Consider the following 15,582-nt stretch of genomic DNA (forward strand, 5'->3'; position numbering starts at 1 on the left):
ATCCGTCCTGGCCGCGCTCGGCCGCGTCAGCGGGGTCCGTCAGCCGGAGACGGACTGAACGGCGCCCCAGACGCAACGGGGGCGGTCAGGTCAGGCGGCTGCCCGAACGGGTCGGCAGGGCGAAGGCGACGGCCTTGGCCGGTGCCTCGGCGGCGAAGGCCGTCGTGGCGTAGGCGCGGCAGTGTCCCCTCGGGTCCGCCGGGCCGCAGGAGGTTGGCCGCATGTGTGCACTCCGTTGTTGTCGGTGACTGTGTGCAGGCCGGCCGAAACCGGCGACGAGCACAGCGCGAAACAGGTCGAACGGCTTCTCGGCGAAGCCGAGCGAGCCTATGCCCAGGGAAGTACTGATCGTGATCCGGCCTGGATCGCCTGGTACGACGCTCCAGAGCTGACTGCCGAGATGGGTATGTGCTGGGAGTTGCTCGGAGAGCACCAGCGGGCGGCCGATTGCGCGGAACCGGCGGTGCGTGAGTTCGCGGGAAAGCGTCCCCGCTCGGCGCAGCTCAACAGGGTGAACGCCGCAGATGCCTACCTCTCCATGGGGGAGGTGGAACAGGCGGTCGACTCGGCGAGGGTTGCGATTCCGATGGGCAGATCACTGACGTCCACCCGCTCAATCGAACGCGTCCGGAAGTTCTCCGACCGGCTGGAGCCGTACGACACCATCCAGGTCAGGGAGTTCCGGGCCTATCTGGATCGCGAGCTCGTCTCCTGACCCGCTGCCGGTTCGAAGACGACGGAAGCCCGGCCGGGGCCGGGCTCATGCTGGGTGCGGCGCTACCACCGCTGTCTCAGGCCGGACTGGGCCGCTGCCGTGGTGAGATCGTTCTCCTGGTGGAACGTGGCGGATATCGCTGGTGCTGAGCTGCGCACCCCTGACGCCCCTCGGAGGGGCGGCCGGAACGTGGGTGGCCTGAAGGCGGATGTCCCGTACAGCACCGGCGGGGCGGTCCTCCGCCGCCGCACCGATGCCACATCGACTATGGCCTGTTGGGGAAGTCCCGGTTGGGCATGTCCGGCCTGTTGGGTACATCCGACCTGTGCGGCATGTCTCCGCGGTGGGACATGTCTCCACGGTGGGACATGCCGGGCATTCTCTTGCTGCCCACCGCCACCGCTCCCAGTCCGAGCAGGAGGATGACGACGCCGGTGACGACGTTGTTCCAGATGTTCCCCACCGTTGCCGAGCTGGTGGCCCAGGGGGCCACGATGGTCCAGATCCCGATGATCGGCACGATCCAACTGATCCCGTACGTCCGGCCGTAGGCGGACGCGAATCCCACGGCCAGAGCGGCGAGCGCGAGGCCGGTGATGAGGTTGCTCACGGTGAGCCTGGACAGGCCGTTGAAGCCGACCACCCATGGGGAGATCGCCAGATACAGTCCCGCCAGGAGCACCAGTCCGTCGATGACCTGCGCCACCGAGCTGGATCCCGCCCGTTCGTACCTCGCCCGCATCTCCATGAGATCGGGGTGTTGCTCCAGGCTTGCGGGTCTCATCATGACCCAGCCCCCTTCCGATTCCACGCGAAATTCGTTTTCCTACGAAAGCGAATTTATACCGGTATACCCGACATAAGCTCCAAACAGCCCAAAGAATGACAAACCTAGACAATGAAATCCTTTGGACACGGCACCCGAAGGCGGCCCTGTTTCGCCGCGGCATCGCGGCATGGCCCCCGTCCGCATCCGCCGCTCACCCGTCGGGCGCCGACCCCGCCTTCCTCAGCCCGACCCGTGTGCCGAATCGGTCGGGTTGCCGGTCAAGACCTCACGCAGGCGGGCTGCGAAGGCGGTAAGGAGCGCCGCCGTCTCCTCATCCGGCAGGCGCCCGAGGTCTCTGAGCGGACCGCCGTCGTTCGCGCAACGACGATCAACGCCGCCCTCGCCGCCGATGATCCGCGGGAGGTCGAGGAGGTCGCCGCAGCCCTGGAGGCGCTCGCTCGGCGGCTCGGTCCGGACATGCTCACCCGCATGCGCTCCCGTCGAACAACCTTCCCCTGGCCTCCGTCGACGCCCTGCCGAACGAGCTCGCGCAGGCCCGTCAGGGCTGACACCTCCGCACGTTCATCGAAATGCTTCGGAGTTTCCGGACGGACTCTTCGTAGCGGCGATGCGGACCTGCCCCAGGTCCGATCCGCTCATGGGGCCGCCCGGCCGATTCGCCCCGGCGGTGAGGAACTCCGGTTCCGGGGGTCAGGCACCCGAGGCGGCGATCACCTCGGAGACCAGGCGCGAGGAGGTGACCAGGCGGCTGTACTCGGGCTGGCGCAGCTCCCCGCCCATGAACGGGTGGGGGTTGCGGTGGACGGCGGGGCTGGGCGCGTCGACCAGGGCGGCGAAGTGGATCTCGGTGGCTCCCGTCGCCTCGACCACGCGGTGCACGTTGCGGGGCGTGATGCCGCCGCCGGGCATGACGATCAGGTCGTCGCCCGCCCGCTCGACCAGGGACGCGATCAGCGGCGCGCCCTCCAGAGCGGTGACGTCCTGGCCTGAGGTGAGAATCCGGTCGATGCCCAGGGAAGCGAGGGTGTCCAGGGCGGCGAACGGGTCGGCGGTCATGTCGAAGGCCCGGTGGAAGGTGATCGAGAGGCCTCCGGCCGCACCGATGAGGCGCTTGGCCACCTCGACGTTCACTTCGCCTGACGGCGTCAGCGCCCCGATCACCACGCCCTGCGCGCCCGCGTCCCTGATCGCGGCCACGTCGCGCTCCATGGCCGCGACCTCGTGCTCGTCGTAGATGAAGTCGCCGCCCCGGGGGCGGATGATCACGTGGACCCGGATCGTCGAGACCGCCGCGAGGGTCGCCTCGACGGTGCCGAGGGTCGGGGTCAGGCCCCCTTCGAAGAGGGCCGAGCACAGCTCGACGCGGTGCGCCCCGGCCTGCTCGGCCGCGAGCGCGCCGGCGGTGCTGTCAATGCAGATTTCATAGCTAAGACTCATTTTTCCTCCAAAGCATGGATTTCACCGACTGCTAGGCCCCCGCCCAGCACCGGAACGCTCGCGAAGCCGGCCGCCGGCGCGACGTCCCCACCGGCCGCCCCGAGCGTGGCCAGCGCGATCGCGCTCGTGGCCCGCGGGCTCCCGTCGATGACCTTCACGGCCGCCACGTGCCCGGTGGCGAGCGCGACGACGAGAACTCCCTCGGCCCCGCCCTTGGCCACCGCCCCCGGCAGCGCCCGCATCAGCGAGGTGTTCACATGCCCGGTCCCGCCGACGTACTCGGGGTGCTCGCGCATCGCGTCGGCGACCGCCCGCGGCGCGGTCCCCGGCTCGGCGACGACCAGAGCCCTTACGGCCCGGGCCAGTCCGGTCAGCGACAGCCCGAACAGCGGGGCGCCGCACCCGTCGACGGCGACGTGGGCCGCCTTCTCCCCGGACAGTTCCTCGGTCACGGCACGTACCCGCCGCTGTAAGGGGTGGTCGGTGTCGAGGTAGGAGGCGGTCTCCCAGCCGGACGCGACGGACGCGGCGAGCATCGCGGCGTGCTTGCCCGAGCAGTTCATCCGCTCGCGCGAGGCCGTGAGGCCCGCCCGGATCAGCGTGTGCCGGGTGGCCTCGTCCTCCGGCCAGTCTGCGGGACAGCCGAGGGCCTCGAAGCCGAGCCCGGCCCCGGCGAGCATCTCGGCGACCAGCCGTACGTGGAAGTCCTGGCCGGTGTGGCTGCCCGCGGCGATGGCCAGGCCGGGACCGCGCAGGTCCGCCCCGGACAGCAGGCAGGCCAGCGCCTGGAACGGCTTGGCCGAGGAGCGCGGCAGCACCGGCGCGCCGACCGCTCCCCTGGAGACGGCCACGGTGCCGTCGGGCGCGAGGGCGACGGCGCTGCCGAAGTGCACGCTCTCCACGAATCCGGAGCGCACCACCTCCGCGAGCGGGACGAGTTCAGGCACGGGCGGGTCTCTCTCTGAGTCGGCGGACCCCCGGGATGTCACGGGCGTCGAGGGTACGGGCGAGCTTGGACAGCGAGGCGTTGACCACCAGGTAGATCAGCGCGACGACGATGTAGGTCTGGATGAGCAGGCCGTTGTAGGTCGCCAGGATCTTGCCGCTGTAGAGCAGTTCGGCATAGCTGACCACGAAGCCCAGCGAGGTGTCCTTCAGCAGGCCGACCGACTGGCTGACGATCGAGGGCAGCACCCGCCGGGCGGCCTGCGGCAGGATGATCAGGCGCATGGTCTGGCCTTGGGTGAGCCCGACCGCGAGCCCGGCCTCGCCCTGGCCGCGTTCCACGGACAGCACCCCGGCGCGGAAGATCTCCGCGAACGCCGCGGCGTTCGAGACCGCCAGCGGCACCACGAGCTTCCAGAACAGCGGCAGGTCCAGCCCGTAGCGGGGCAGCGCGAACAGCACGACGTAGACCAGCAGCAGCGCCGGGACGGTCCGCACGACCTCCACGTACGCCCCGGCGGACATGCGTACCCACCTGCGTCGCGACAGCCGCCCGAGGGCCAGCGCCAGTCCGGCGGCCATCGCCAGCGCGGCCGAGACGACGGCGGCGAGCGCGGTGGCCCACAGCCCGTTCAGCAGATAGCGCCACATCGGCCAGGTCGCGTACGGTGACCAGCGGTCGGCGTCGAGCTGGCCGCCTACGGCGAACTGGCGCACCGCCAGCGCCAGCAGGGCCAGCACCGCGACCGCCCCCACCGCGGTCGCGATCCGTATCCTGCGGCGGGCGCGCGGCCCCGGCTGGTCGAAGAGCAGGTTGCTCACCGGGCCACCGCCGGTTCGCCCGAGCCCGCGGCCTGAGCGGAGACCGGCCCGCCAGGGGCCCGGACACTCACCGCCCCGTCGGGAGAAGGCGCGCTCACCGGACCACCACCAGCCGTCGTTCGAGCCGTCCGGTGACGAACCCGGCGCAGGCGGCGATCAGCGCATAGGCCAGGCCTGCCCCGACGAAGATCGGGATGGGCTGCGCCTCCATGAGGTTCACCCGGTTGGCCGCGGCGGTCAGGTCGACCACGCCGACCGCGGCGGCGAGCGAGGTGTTCATCGTCAGCGCGATGAAGATGTTGCCGACCGGCTGGATCACCGTGCGCAGCGCCTGCGGCAGGACCACGTGGCGCAGGGACTGGCCGAAGGTCAGCCCGAGCGCGCGGGCCGCCTCGCCCTGCCCCGCGGAGACCGCGTTGACGCCGGAGCGCAGGGCCTCGGCGATGTAGGCGGCCTCGTAGAGCGCGATGACGATCATGGCCGTCACCAGCAGGTCAGCCTTGAGGCCGATCTCGGGCAGACCGAAGACGGCGAGCACCAGCAGCACCAGCAGCGGCAGGTTCTGGAAGGTCTCCACATAGGCCGTGCCGATCCCGCGCAGGACGCCGACCGGGCTGACCCGCATGGCGGTGATCACGAACCCCACGAGCGCGGCGCCGGCGAAGGACGCCGCGGTCAGCTGGAGGGTCACGACCAGCCCCTGCCAGAGTTCGGGCAGGTGATCCAGGAGGGCGGACATCAGGACCCCGGCACCGATCCGATCTGCGGCGGGGTGGGAGCCTCGCCCTGCACGACCGTGCCGAGAGACTGCTTCCAGGTCTTCTGCCAGAGGCCGTCGGCCTGGATCTTCTTCAGCCAGTCGTTGACGAACTTCTTGAACTGGTCGTCACCGTGCTTGAGGCCGATGCCGTACGGGTCGGTGGTGAACGGGCTGCCGACGACCTGGACCGAGGGGTCCTTCTGCGCGTTGGCGACCAGGAGCGTCTCATCCTGGACGTAGGCGTCGCCGCGTTCCTGCTTGAGGGCCTGCATACACTCGGGGTCGCTGCCGAACGTCACGATCTTGGCCTGCGGGGCGAGCTTCTTGATCGCCGGGATGGCCGGGGTGTTGGCTCCGGCGATGACGGTCTTGCCGTTCAGGTCCTCGGGCCTGGTGATGCCCGTGGTGCCCTTCCTGACCGCGAGGCTCAGTCCGGAGGAGTAGTACGGCCCGGCGAAGGAGACCTGCTCGGCCCGCTCCGGGGTGATCGTGTAGGTCTGGAAGACGACGTCCACGGTGCCGTTGCCGAGCAGCGCCTCGCGGGTCTCCGAGGCGGAGTTGACGATCTTCACCTTGGGCTCGCCGATGATGTACTTGGCGAGCGCCTTGCCCATGTCCGCGTCGAACCCCTCGACCTCGCCGGTCGTCGGGTTCTGCTGCGACAGCAGCGGCGCGTCGAGCGACCCGCCGACGATCAGCTCGCCGCGCTGCTTGATCTTCTCCATCGTGGAGCCGGGCAGGATGTCCGCGGCGGCCGCGACCGGCATCGAGGCGATCAGGTCGCCGCCCTTGACCTCACCCGGTACGGCCGGGCTTCCCGAGTCCGTACCGGCGCAGGCCGAGAGGCCGAGCACGGACACAGCGGCGACAGCGGCCAGCCGCTTCATGGACACCATCGGGCCCACCATCCTTTTCGATCAGTGCGTGAGAACTTTGGCCAGGAAGTCCCTGGCCCTGTCTGTCCGAGGAGCCTCGAAGAAGGCGCCGGGCTCGCCCGTCTCGACGATCTGGCCGGCGTCCATGAAGACCACGCGGTCGGCGGCCCTGCGGGCGAAGCCCATCTCGTGGGTGACGACGACCATGGTCATGCCGTCGGCGGCGAGACGGACCATCACGTCCAGCACCTCACCGACCATCTCCGGGTCGAGTGCGGAGGTGGGCTCGTCGAAGAGCATCACCTTGGGCCGCATGGCCAGCGCGCGGGCGATGGCGGCCCGCTGCTGCTGCCCACCGGACAGTTGTGCGGGCAGCTTTCCCGCCTGCTCGGCGATGCCGACGCGCGCCAGCAGCTCCCGCGCCGACGCCTCGGCCTCGGCGCGGGATTCGCCCCGGACCTTCATCGGCGCGAGCACGATGTTCTCCAGCACGGTCTTGTGCTGGAAGAGGTTGAACGACTGGAACACCATGCCGACGTCGGCCCGGAGCCTGGCCAGTTCCCGGCCCTCCACGGGGGCGGGTACGCCGTCGACGAGGATGTCTCCGGACCCGGCGGGCTCCAGCCTGTTGAGGCAGCGGCACAGCGTGGACTTGCCCGACCCCGAGGGGCCGACCACCACGACGACCTCGCCCCGCGCCACATCAAGGTCGATGTCGCGCAGCACGTGATGTTCACCGAACCACTTGTTCAACCCTTTGACCTGAATCATTGCCATCTTCCTTCGAAATCGAAGATAAAGCGGAAGGTAATAGATGATTCTTGTGGAAGTCAACACGTTGCCGTAGTAAGTACAGACGTGGTATTCCTCTAGTCCATGTCAGGCAAAGAGCGGCTGCCGGTGCGGGGAGCGCAGGGCGATCTTCTGCGTCTCGTCGCCACCGGCCATGCCGAGTCGCGCGCCCAGCTGGCCCGCATCTCCGGCCTGGCGGCGTCGAGCGTCTCCCTGCGGGTCGAGGAGTTGATCGACGCCGGGCTTCTCGTCGAGGAGGGCTCGGGCACCTCCAGGGGTGGGCGCCGGCCCCGGCGGCTGCGGGTCAGCCCGACGGCCGGCCTGCTCGCGGTGGCCGACCTCGGGGCGCACCACGCCCGCCTCGGCCTGCTCGACCTCAGCGGCGCCCCCCTCGTCGTCGAGGAGCGCGCCTGCGACATAGCGCTCGGCCCCGAGGCGACCCTCGACTGGATGGCCGCCTCGTTCGACGAGCTACTGCTGACCCACGGCCCGCCCGGCGTCCCGCTGCGCGGCGTCGGCACCGGCATGCCCGGCCCCGTCGATCCCGCCAGTGGTCGGGTGGTGTCCCCCTCGCGCATGCCCGGCTGGCACAACTTCCCCGTCGCCGAGCATCTCGGCGCGCACTATGACCTGCCGGTGCTCGTCGAGAACGACGCCAACCTGCTGGCCGTCGGCGAGGCCCGCTCGTGGCCCGGGTGCGACAACCTCATGGTGCTGAAGGCCGGCAGCGGCATAGGGTGCGGCGTGATCGTCGACGGCCGCCTGCACCGGGGCAGGGGGGCGGCCGGCGACATCAGCCACGTCCGGGTCAGGGCCGACTCCTCCACCATGTGCTCGTGCGGCCACTCCGACTGCCTGGAGGCCTACGCGAGCGGTGCCGCGCTCATGGGCGCTCTGTCCGAGTTCGGCATCGCGACGCGACGCCCGGGCGACGTCGTCGCCCTGGTCGAGGACGGCGTGCCCGAGGCCACCGCCCTGGTCAGGAACGCGGGCCGCCTCATCGGCGAGGTGCTCACCGTCCTGGTCAACTTCCTCAATCCCGACGCCATCGTCGTCGGCGGCAGCCTATCCACCGCCGAGCCGCTGATCTCCTCCATCCGCGCCGCCGTCTACGAGCGCTGCCTCCCGCTGGCCACCCGCGACCTGGAGATCGCCGTCACCCGCGGCGGCCCCGATACCGCCCTCCTCGGCGCGGGCTCCCTCCTGCTGGACGCCGTCCTCGGTTGAGGGGCGGTACCGGCGAGGTGCGGCAGGCGTACGACCGGCCCTCTCGGCCGGGTCCGCGAACTCGGCTCCAGCCCTCGAACGCATCTCGCCGTGTCGTGCCGGCTCCAGGCGAACCGATCCGCGTTCGCGCGGATGAGCGTGGCGGGCAGGTGATCGGCGAGCACGGCGGGACCGTGCGCGTAGCGGCCGCCTCCCGGCGCGGTCGGCCCGTCACTCGTGTCCGAGGAGGGGCCTCGGCGACCGGCCCGGTGAACGCCCTGCCCGAAGGCTTCGGCACGCTCACCTCGGGGACCGGCCACCTCGGGTGAACCGGGCGCTCCGAAAGGTCAACCGGGCGCTCCGAAAGAAGCCGGTGCTATTGACCCCTGACTTCTCTTTTCATAGTGTCTGTCGTCACATCATCAGTTCCATGCCAAGAGGAGACCCGATGACCCCTCGAAGGCTCCATCCGCCGAGCCGTGTCGACCACTACACGCGGTCCGGGCTCTGGACCGACGACACCGTCGACGCGCTGCTGCGTGGTCAGGTGGCGGCGCGTCCGGACGCGCTCGCCGTCGTCGACGCGCCCAACAAAGCCGAGCTGACCGGTGGGAGACCACGCAGGCTCACCTGGCGCGAGCTCGACGCCGAGGTCGACCGGGTGGCGGCGGTGTTGCTGGAGCGGGGCCTTCGCCACGGCGATGTGCTGGCCGTCCAGATACCCAACACGGTCGAGTTGTGCGTCACCTTCTTCGCGGCCTTCCGGATCGGCGTCGTCGTCACGCCCTTCCCCGTCCAGTACCGCGAGTACGAGCTGTCCCAGCTGCTGCGGCTGGCCGGCGCCCGCGCCTTCGTCACCGCCACCCGCGTCGGCGACAGACCCAACGCCGAGATCGTCCGCGACATGGCCGCCGACCTCGACGGGCTGCACACGGTGGCCGCCTGGGGCGACGGCGTCGCCGATGGCCTGGTCCCGCTGGAGGAGGCGCGCGGCGACGCGGACACGCTGGCGGCGTACCTCGCGGAGCTGACCGTCGACCCTGGCGAATGCCTGACGATCTGCTGGACCTCCGGTACCGAGGCCACCCCGAAGGGGGTGCCTCGCTGCCACCACGACTGGCTGGCCACCGCCCGGGTCTGCGCCGCCGCGCCGAAGCTCACCGACGACGACATCGTGCTCAACCCCTTCCCGATGGTGAACATGGCGGGCATCGCCGGGGTCCTCCTGCCCTGGCTGATCTCCGGTTGCACCCTGGTGCAGCACCAGCCGTTCGACCTGCCGGTCTTCCTCGGCCAGATCGCCGCGGAGAAGGTCACCTACACCCTGGTGCCGCCGGCGCTGCTGACCATGCTGCTGCAGCGCAAGGAGGTGCTGGCGGCCACCGACATCTCGTCGCTGACCCGCGTCGGCTCCGGCTCCGCGCCGCTCCCGCCGTCGATGGTGCAGGGCTGGCAGGAGCAGTACGGCATCGCAGTCATCAACTTCTTCGGCTCCAACGAGGGCGTCGCGATGCTGTCGGACCCGGTGTCGATCCCCGACCCGGTCGAGCGCGCCCGCTTCTTCCCGCGCCCCGGGCTGCCCGGCGTGGACTACCCCAGCCCGGTGCTCGCCGGGACCCGGACCCGGCTGGTCGACGTCGCCACCAGGGAGGAGATCACCGAGCTCGGCCGGCCCGGGGAACTGCTGATGCGCGGTCCGACGGTGTTCTCCGCCTACCTGGCCGGCACGGCCACCCGCGAGTCGGTCGACGAGGACGGCTGGCTGCACACCGGTGACGTGTTCGAACTGGCCGGGGACGCCGGGCAGTACCTGCGCTACGTGGACCGTGCCAAGGACGTGATCATCCGGGGCGGCATGAACATCGCGCCGGCCGAGATCGAGTCGCTGCTGGCCGGGCACCCCAAGGTGGCCGACGTCGCCTGTGTGGGCTACCCCGACGCGGTGCTCGGCGAGAAGGCCTGCGTGTTCGTCGTCCCCCGTCCGGGCGAGCAGGTCACCCTGGAGGAACTGGTGGACTACCTCAAGGAGCGCCGCATCGCCTCCTACAAGCTGCCCGAGCGGCTGGAGGTGGCCGAATCGCTGCCCCGCAACCCGGTCGGTAAGTTGCTCAAGCGCGACCTGCGCTCGGTCTGGGAGACGGCCTGATGACCGTCCACGTGCTCGGCGGACACCAGACCGACTTCGCCCGCAACTGGACGAAGGAGGGGCTCGGCGTCTACGACCTGCTGCGGGAGAGCGCGCTCGGCGCGCTGGCGGACACCGGGATCGACCCGGCGGAGGTCGAGGTGGCGCACGTCGGCAACCTCGCGGCCGAACTGTTCTGCGGTCAGGCGCAGCTCGGCGGCATGGTCGCCGCCATCGACCCGGCCTGGGCGATGCTGCCCACCTCCCGGCACGAGGCCGCGTGCGCCTCGGGCAGCGTGGCGGCCCTGGCCGCGATGGCCGACATCGAGGCGGGGCGCTACGACCTGGCCCTGGTGACCGGCGTGGAGCTGATGCGCGGTGTCGGCGCCCAGGAGGCGGCCCAGCACCTGGGCTCGGCCGCCTGGGTCGGGCGTGAGGCGGTCGGCGCCGCCTTCCCCTGGCCCAGCCTGTTCGCCGAGCTCGCCGACGTGGTCGCCGAACGGGACGGCCTCGACGACGAGCGCCTCGGCGCGAACCTCGCCCGCATCGCCGAGATCAACCACGGCAACGGCCTGCGCAACCCGCTGGCCCAGACCCGCGGCTGGTCCTTCCCCGACGGGTGCTTCGGCCCGGACGACGTGCTCAACCCCCCGGTGGAGGGCCGGCTGCGCAAGTACGACTGCGGCCGCATCACCGACGGCGCGGCGAGCGTGCTGCTCGCCTCGCCCCGGTACGCCAAGGAGTACGCGCGCCGCCACGGCCGGTCGGCGGACGACCTGCCGAAGATCACCGGTTGGGGGCACCGCAGCGCGCCCATGCTGCTGGCCGACAAGCTCGCACTCGCCGAAGGGCGGCCCTACCTCTTCCCGCACCTGCGGCAGGCGGCCCTCGACGCCTACCGGCGCGCGGGCGTCGCCGGCCCGGACGACCTCGACGTGATCGAGACGCACGACTGCTTCACGATCACCGAGTACGCGGCGCTGGACCATCTCGGGCTGACCCAGCCGGGCCAGGCACACCGGGCGATCGAGGAGGGCGTGATCGAGCGCGACGGGCCGCTGCCGGTCAACCCCTCCGGTGGGCTCATCGGCCTCGGACACCCCGTCGGCGCGACGGGCGCCCGCATGCTCCTGGACGCCGCCCACCAGGTCACCGGAGAGGCGGGGGAGTGCCAGGTGGAGGGGGCGCGCACCGCTCTCACCCTCAACATCGGCGGAAGCTGCACCACCGTCGCGATCTTCGTCGTCTCCCGCTGAGCCGCTGGGGCGCGGGCCGGCGGAACCCGGTACGGACCGGGCCCTCGCCGGAGGCGACCCGTGGGTCGCCTCCGGCGAGGGCCCGGTGTCTCACCGCTTCGCCGGCCGAGCGGATCAGCCTTCGGCCACCGGTGGCCGAAGGACCGCGAGGGTCTTCTCCCCGCCTGGATCGGCCTCGACACAGGCCGGCACCAGGGCCACCTCGTCCACGCCGGCGCGGCCGTAATCGGCGAGCCGGTCACGGACCGTCGCCTCGTCGCCCACCAGACCGACCGACTGGATCAGCTCGACGGGGACGGCGGCCAGCAGCTCCCTCGGGTGCGGCCTGGTGCGGGCGAACTCGACGACGTCGCCGAACCCGGCCTCGGTGAACATCTCGCCGTAGCCGGGGGCGGCCAGGTAGCCGACCACGGCGCGGCGCAGCTGCTCGACCGCGGCCTCGGTGGGGTTCACCGCGGCGCAGACCCAGGCGGCCACCCGGGGGGTCTCGCGCCCGGCCACGGCGGCGGCGTCACGCAGCCGCCGGACCAGGGCCGCCGCCGAGGCCGGGGTGATCAGGTTCAGCACCATCCGGTCGGCGAGGGCGGCGGCGACGCCGACGGCCGCCGGGCCGAACGCCGCCACGGTCAGCTCCGAGCGGGGGGCGTCCAGCCGCAGGTGGTAGCCGCGGGCATGGACGGTCTCCCCGTCGAAGGAGGGCTTGCGCCCGTCGAGCAGCTCCCGCAGCACCGTGGCCGACTCCCGCAGCCTGGTCGCCGGGCGGCTCCGGTCGCGGCCGTGCCATTCGGCCACGACCAGGGGGCTGGAGGTGCCGACCGCGACGCCGACCCGGCGCCCGGTCAGGTCGGCGACCGACGCCACGCCGCGGGCGATCGTCATCGGGTCGCGTACGGCCACCGCCAGCGGGCCCACGGTCAGCCCGATCCGCTCGGTCCGCAGGCCGATCGCCGAGGCGAGCGCGAAGGCGTCGTAGGTGGCCATCTCGCCCACCCACAGCTCGTCGTAGCCGAGCCGGTCGGCGGCGCGGGCGGTCAGCAGGGCCTCGCCGGGCGGCCGGTCCTGCCAGAACCCCAGTGACACCGCCGGCCGGGGGGTCCGCGGGAGCACGTCGGTTGATCGGGTCATGGCACGCGCTCCAGCACGGTGGCGCTCCCGGTTCCGGCGGCGCCGCTGACCGCGATCACGCCGTAGCGCCCACCGGTCCGCTCCAGCTCGTCCACGCAGGACGCCAGCAGGATCGGGCCGGTGGCGCCGAAGGCGTGCCCCATCGCGATCGTCCCTCCGTTGAGGTTGAGCTGCTCGTCGGTGACACCGAGGTCCCGTTGGAACTTCAGGCAGGTCGCCGCGAACGCCTCGGCGATCTCGAACACGTCGACGTCGCCGGGCGCCAGCCCCGCGCGCTTCAGGGCCTTCTCCGCGGCGGCCTGCCCGGCGGTGAGCATGATGACCGGGTCCACCGCGGCCGTGGCGGCGGCGACCACCCTGGCCCTGGGGCGGAGTCCGGACGCCGCCGCCGCGGCGGCGTCACCGAGCACGGCGATCCCGGCGCCGTCCGCGATCGCCGGTGAGGACCCGGCGGTGTGCAGGTGCCGGATCTCGCCGACCTCGGGGCGCCTGCGCCGGACGAGGTCGTCCTGTCCCTTGGCGCCGAGCGCGGCGAAGGCGGGCTCCAGCGCGGCGAGGCTCTCGGCGGTGGTGCCCGGCCGGACGGTCTCGTCATGGTCGAGCACGACCTGGTCGCCGTGCCGTACGGGCAGCAGCGAGCCGGCGAACCTGCCCTGCTCCCAGGCGGCGGCGGCGCGGCGCTGGCTGCGCAGCGCGTAACCGTCGAGCTGCTCGCGCTCCAGCCCTTCGAGGGTGGCGATGAGGTCGGCGGCGATGCCCATCTGCACCGAGCCGACCCGCTCCACGACCTCCCGGTCGGACCAGATCGGCGCCTGGTCGGCGAACATCGGCACCCGGGACACCGACTCCACGCCGCCGGCGGCGATCAGACCCGCCGAGCCGAAGGCGATGTGCGCGGCGGCGGTGTTGATCGCGTCGACGCCGGAGGCGCAGAACCGGTTGAGGGTCATCCCGGAGGCGGACTCGCCCCAGCCGGCCAGCACGGCCGCGGTGCGGGCCAGGTCGCCGCCCTGCTCCCCGGTCTGGGTGGCCGATCCGACGATCAGGTCCTCGACCAGGCCGGGCAGCGCCGCGGCCCGGTCGCCGACGCCCGCCAGCAGCCGGGTCAGCAGCTCCAGCGGGGTGATCCCGGAAAGGCCGCCGCCCGGACGTCCCTTCCCGCGCGGGGTGCGCAGGGTGGCGAGCACGTAGACGTCGGTCATCGGGCGCCTCCCGCGGCGCGCAGCTGGTCGGCGCGGACCCAGGTGGCGTGGAACCCGATGGGAACGCGCCGGGGCAGCAGCACCCTGCCGACCGGCCCTGCCGTGACGTCGGCGGCGTCGAAGATCGCGACCTCGGCGCGCCCTGCTCGCTCGTCGTTGACGAAGCTGACCAGGTAGCCGTCGGTCTCGCCGGTGGAGCCGTCACGGGGGGCGAACGGTGCCTCCGAGCCCCACCGTCCGGGCCCGAACCTGTGCTCCTGCTTCTCACCGGTCGCCGAGTCGAACCGGACGAGCCCGTCGAACAGCAGGGTCTCCGCGGTGGCGAGGTGCATGTTGTAGGAGTAGCGGTGCGGCTGGCCCATGACGCGCGAGTCGACGCTGGGGAATTCGATGTTGTCGTCGTCCAGCGGGCCCTCGGACGTCCGCCCGGTGCGCAGGTTGAACCGGTAGCGGTAGATGTGCGCGTTGAGCCGCAGGTAGGCCAGCATCTGGGCGATCTTCGAGGTGTAGGTCGCCTGGTGCTGCGGGTTCTTCACCCGGCAGACGTCGAGGACGATCTCGTCGCCGTCCTCCCAGGAGTTGATGACGTGGTAGATGTAGCAGGGCTGGGCGTCGAACCATCGGATCGTGTCGCCGGCGCCGTACCGGGGGAGCACGCCGAACCTGGCGGGCAGCGAGCGCTCGAAGGAGATGCGGTACTTCCCGGCGGCGCGGGCCTGCTGGTCCTGGATCAGCGGCAGGTCCATCAGGATCGTGTGGTTCGGGGTGATGGCCATGTCGTGCGGCAGCCGGGGCCCCGGCAGGTCGATGTCGGTCACGTGGGTGACCGCGCCCTCCGGGCCGACGATGCCGTAGCGCATGTACGGCGGGCCGTCCGGGCCGTAGTCGAACCACAGCAGCTCACCGGTGGCCTCGTCGACCTTGGGGTGGGCCATCATGTCGCCGTTCAGGGTGCCGAGGAAGTTCTCCGCGCCCAGGGTCTCCAGCGACAGCGGGTCGATCGCGTAGGGGGTCCCGCACAGGTACCAGGTGGCCAGCACCTTTCCCCGGTGGTAGGTCACGTCGGTGTTGGCGGAGTCCTTGATGCCCAGGCCGTGCCCGTTGCCGAACGGGTTGCCCTTCGGATTCTCCATCACGCCGGTCCACAGCGCCTCGCCGGCCGCGGACTCCTGGTGGTAGGCGGCGGTGCGCACATAGCGGTTGCGGTAGCGCGCCCGGCCGTTCTCGAAGTGCATCGCGTGGATCATGCCGTCGCCGTCGAACATGTGGTAGCGGCCGGGCGCCTCGAAGCGGCGGTTGGGCCCGTTGCGCAGGAAGACCCCGTTGAGGTCCGCGGGGATCTCGCCGACCACCTCCAGGTCCTCGGCGGTCAGTTCGTCCTGAACGGCGGCGAACACTCCCATCAGGTACGGGTTCGGCTCGTCGCCGTTCTCGGCGACCGCCCGGGCCACGGCGATCGGCTGCGGCTGCTGTGTCATCTCGACGCCCCTTTCGTGCGACGACCAAACACTTCTATAAGAGAAGTCAGAGGC

The 15,582-nt window shown here is 71.5% G+C and carries 15 protein-coding genes; 4 read left to right on the forward strand and 11 right to left on the reverse strand.

All coding sequences use genetic code 11. From position 1 onward, the window contains the following. Window positions 1-85: 85 nt before the first annotated feature. The gene (locus AB0K21_RS18445) at window positions 86-223 is read right to left on the reverse strand and encodes a hypothetical protein (RefSeq protein WP_343969039.1); all 138 of its coding nucleotides are present in this window, start codon (window positions 221-223) and stop codon (window positions 86-88) included. Window positions 224-238: 15 nt separating this feature from the next. Here AB0K21_RS18445 and AB0K21_RS18450 point away from each other — a divergent pair, with 15 nt between their 5' ends. Beyond that, window positions 239-715 (forward strand): hypothetical protein, encoded by a 477-nt coding sequence (locus AB0K21_RS18450; protein ID WP_364151295.1) that lies wholly within the window; start codon window positions 239-241, stop codon window positions 713-715. Between the two features lie 265 nt (window positions 716-980). On the opposite strand, the gene AB0K21_RS18455 is transcribed toward AB0K21_RS18450, so the two are convergent. From AB0K21_RS18455 to AB0K21_RS18485, 7 genes are all read right to left on the reverse strand, one after another. Continuing rightward, window positions 981-1,502 (reverse strand): SPW repeat protein, encoded by a 522-nt coding sequence (locus AB0K21_RS18455; RefSeq protein ID WP_343969043.1) that lies wholly within the window; start codon window positions 1,500-1,502, stop codon window positions 981-983. Window positions 1,503-2,195: 693 nt separating this feature from the next. After that, complete coding sequence (locus AB0K21_RS18460; protein ID WP_343969045.1) at window positions 2,196-2,942, reverse strand: copper homeostasis protein CutC; 747 nt, start codon at window positions 2,940-2,942, stop codon at window positions 2,196-2,198. Continuing rightward, window positions 2,939-3,889, reverse strand: coding sequence for an asparaginase (locus AB0K21_RS18465; protein ID WP_364151300.1), 951 nt, complete (start codon window positions 3,887-3,889; stop codon window positions 2,939-2,941). Before AB0K21_RS18465 ends, AB0K21_RS18460 begins: the two co-directional genes overlap by 4 nt. Beyond that, window positions 3,882-4,709 (reverse strand): amino acid ABC transporter permease, encoded by an 828-nt coding sequence (locus AB0K21_RS18470; RefSeq protein ID WP_364151303.1) that lies wholly within the window; start codon window positions 4,707-4,709, stop codon window positions 3,882-3,884. The genes AB0K21_RS18465 and AB0K21_RS18470 overlap by 8 nt, the downstream gene beginning before the upstream one ends. Window positions 4,710-4,803: 94 nt before the next feature. Then, window positions 4,804-5,448: an amino acid ABC transporter permease gene (locus AB0K21_RS18475; protein WP_343969051.1), complete on the reverse strand. Its 645-nt coding sequence runs from the start codon at window positions 5,446-5,448 to the stop codon at window positions 4,804-4,806. After that, the gene (locus AB0K21_RS18480) at window positions 5,448-6,365 is read right to left on the reverse strand and encodes a glutamate ABC transporter substrate-binding protein (protein ID WP_343969053.1); all 918 of its coding nucleotides are present in this window, start codon (window positions 6,363-6,365) and stop codon (window positions 5,448-5,450) included. Before AB0K21_RS18480 ends, AB0K21_RS18475 begins: the two co-directional genes overlap by 1 nt. A gap of 21 nt (window positions 6,366-6,386) precedes the next feature. Then, window positions 6,387-7,115: an amino acid ABC transporter ATP-binding protein gene (locus tag AB0K21_RS18485; protein WP_343969055.1), complete on the reverse strand. Its 729-nt coding sequence runs from the start codon at window positions 7,113-7,115 to the stop codon at window positions 6,387-6,389. Window positions 7,116-7,220: 105 nt separating this feature from the next. Here AB0K21_RS18485 and AB0K21_RS18490 point away from each other — a divergent pair, with 105 nt between their 5' ends. The 3 genes from AB0K21_RS18490 to AB0K21_RS18500 all read left to right on the forward strand — a co-directional run bounded on the left by AB0K21_RS18490 (window position 7,221) and on the right by AB0K21_RS18500 (window position 11,723). Then, the gene (locus AB0K21_RS18490; RefSeq protein WP_343969057.1) at window positions 7,221-8,363 is read left to right on the forward strand and encodes an ROK family transcriptional regulator; all 1,143 of its coding nucleotides are present in this window, start codon (window positions 7,221-7,223) and stop codon (window positions 8,361-8,363) included. 427 nt (window positions 8,364-8,790) lie between these two features. After that, complete coding sequence (locus tag AB0K21_RS18495; RefSeq protein ID WP_364151309.1) at window positions 8,791-10,488, forward strand: class I adenylate-forming enzyme family protein; 1,698 nt, start codon at window positions 8,791-8,793, stop codon at window positions 10,486-10,488. Next, window positions 10,488-11,723 (forward strand): acetyl-CoA acetyltransferase, encoded by a 1,236-nt coding sequence (locus AB0K21_RS18500; protein ID WP_364151312.1) that lies wholly within the window; start codon window positions 10,488-10,490, stop codon window positions 11,721-11,723. The genes AB0K21_RS18495 and AB0K21_RS18500 overlap by 1 nt, the downstream gene beginning before the upstream one ends. Window positions 11,724-11,837: 114 nt before the next feature. Here AB0K21_RS18500 and AB0K21_RS18505 read toward each other — a convergent pair whose 3' ends face one another. Genes AB0K21_RS18505 through AB0K21_RS18515 form a run of 3 tightly spaced genes read right to left on the reverse strand, consistent with a single transcriptional unit; the run spans window position 11,838 to window position 15,528 of the window. Next, window positions 11,838-12,848, reverse strand: a complete 1,011-nt coding sequence (locus AB0K21_RS18505; protein WP_364151315.1) for an LLM class F420-dependent oxidoreductase — start codon at window positions 12,846-12,848, stop codon at window positions 11,838-11,840. After that, window positions 12,845-14,050 (reverse strand): acetyl-CoA C-acyltransferase, encoded by a 1,206-nt coding sequence (locus AB0K21_RS18510; protein ID WP_364151318.1) that lies wholly within the window; start codon window positions 14,048-14,050, stop codon window positions 12,845-12,847. The genes AB0K21_RS18505 and AB0K21_RS18510 overlap by 4 nt, the downstream gene beginning before the upstream one ends. Beyond that, window positions 14,047-15,528 carry a carotenoid oxygenase family protein gene (locus AB0K21_RS18515; protein WP_364151321.1) on the reverse strand — a complete coding sequence of 494 codons (1,482 nt, stop codon included), beginning with the start codon at window positions 15,526-15,528 and terminating at the stop codon, window positions 14,047-14,049. The genes AB0K21_RS18510 and AB0K21_RS18515 overlap by 4 nt, the downstream gene beginning before the upstream one ends. Window positions 15,529-15,582 lie beyond the last annotated feature (54 nt).

It is taken from the genome of Streptosporangium sp. NPDC049248, assembly GCF_040678965.1.
Taxonomy (GTDB): domain Bacteria; phylum Actinomycetota; class Actinomycetes; order Streptosporangiales; family Streptosporangiaceae; genus Streptosporangium; species Streptosporangium fukuiense.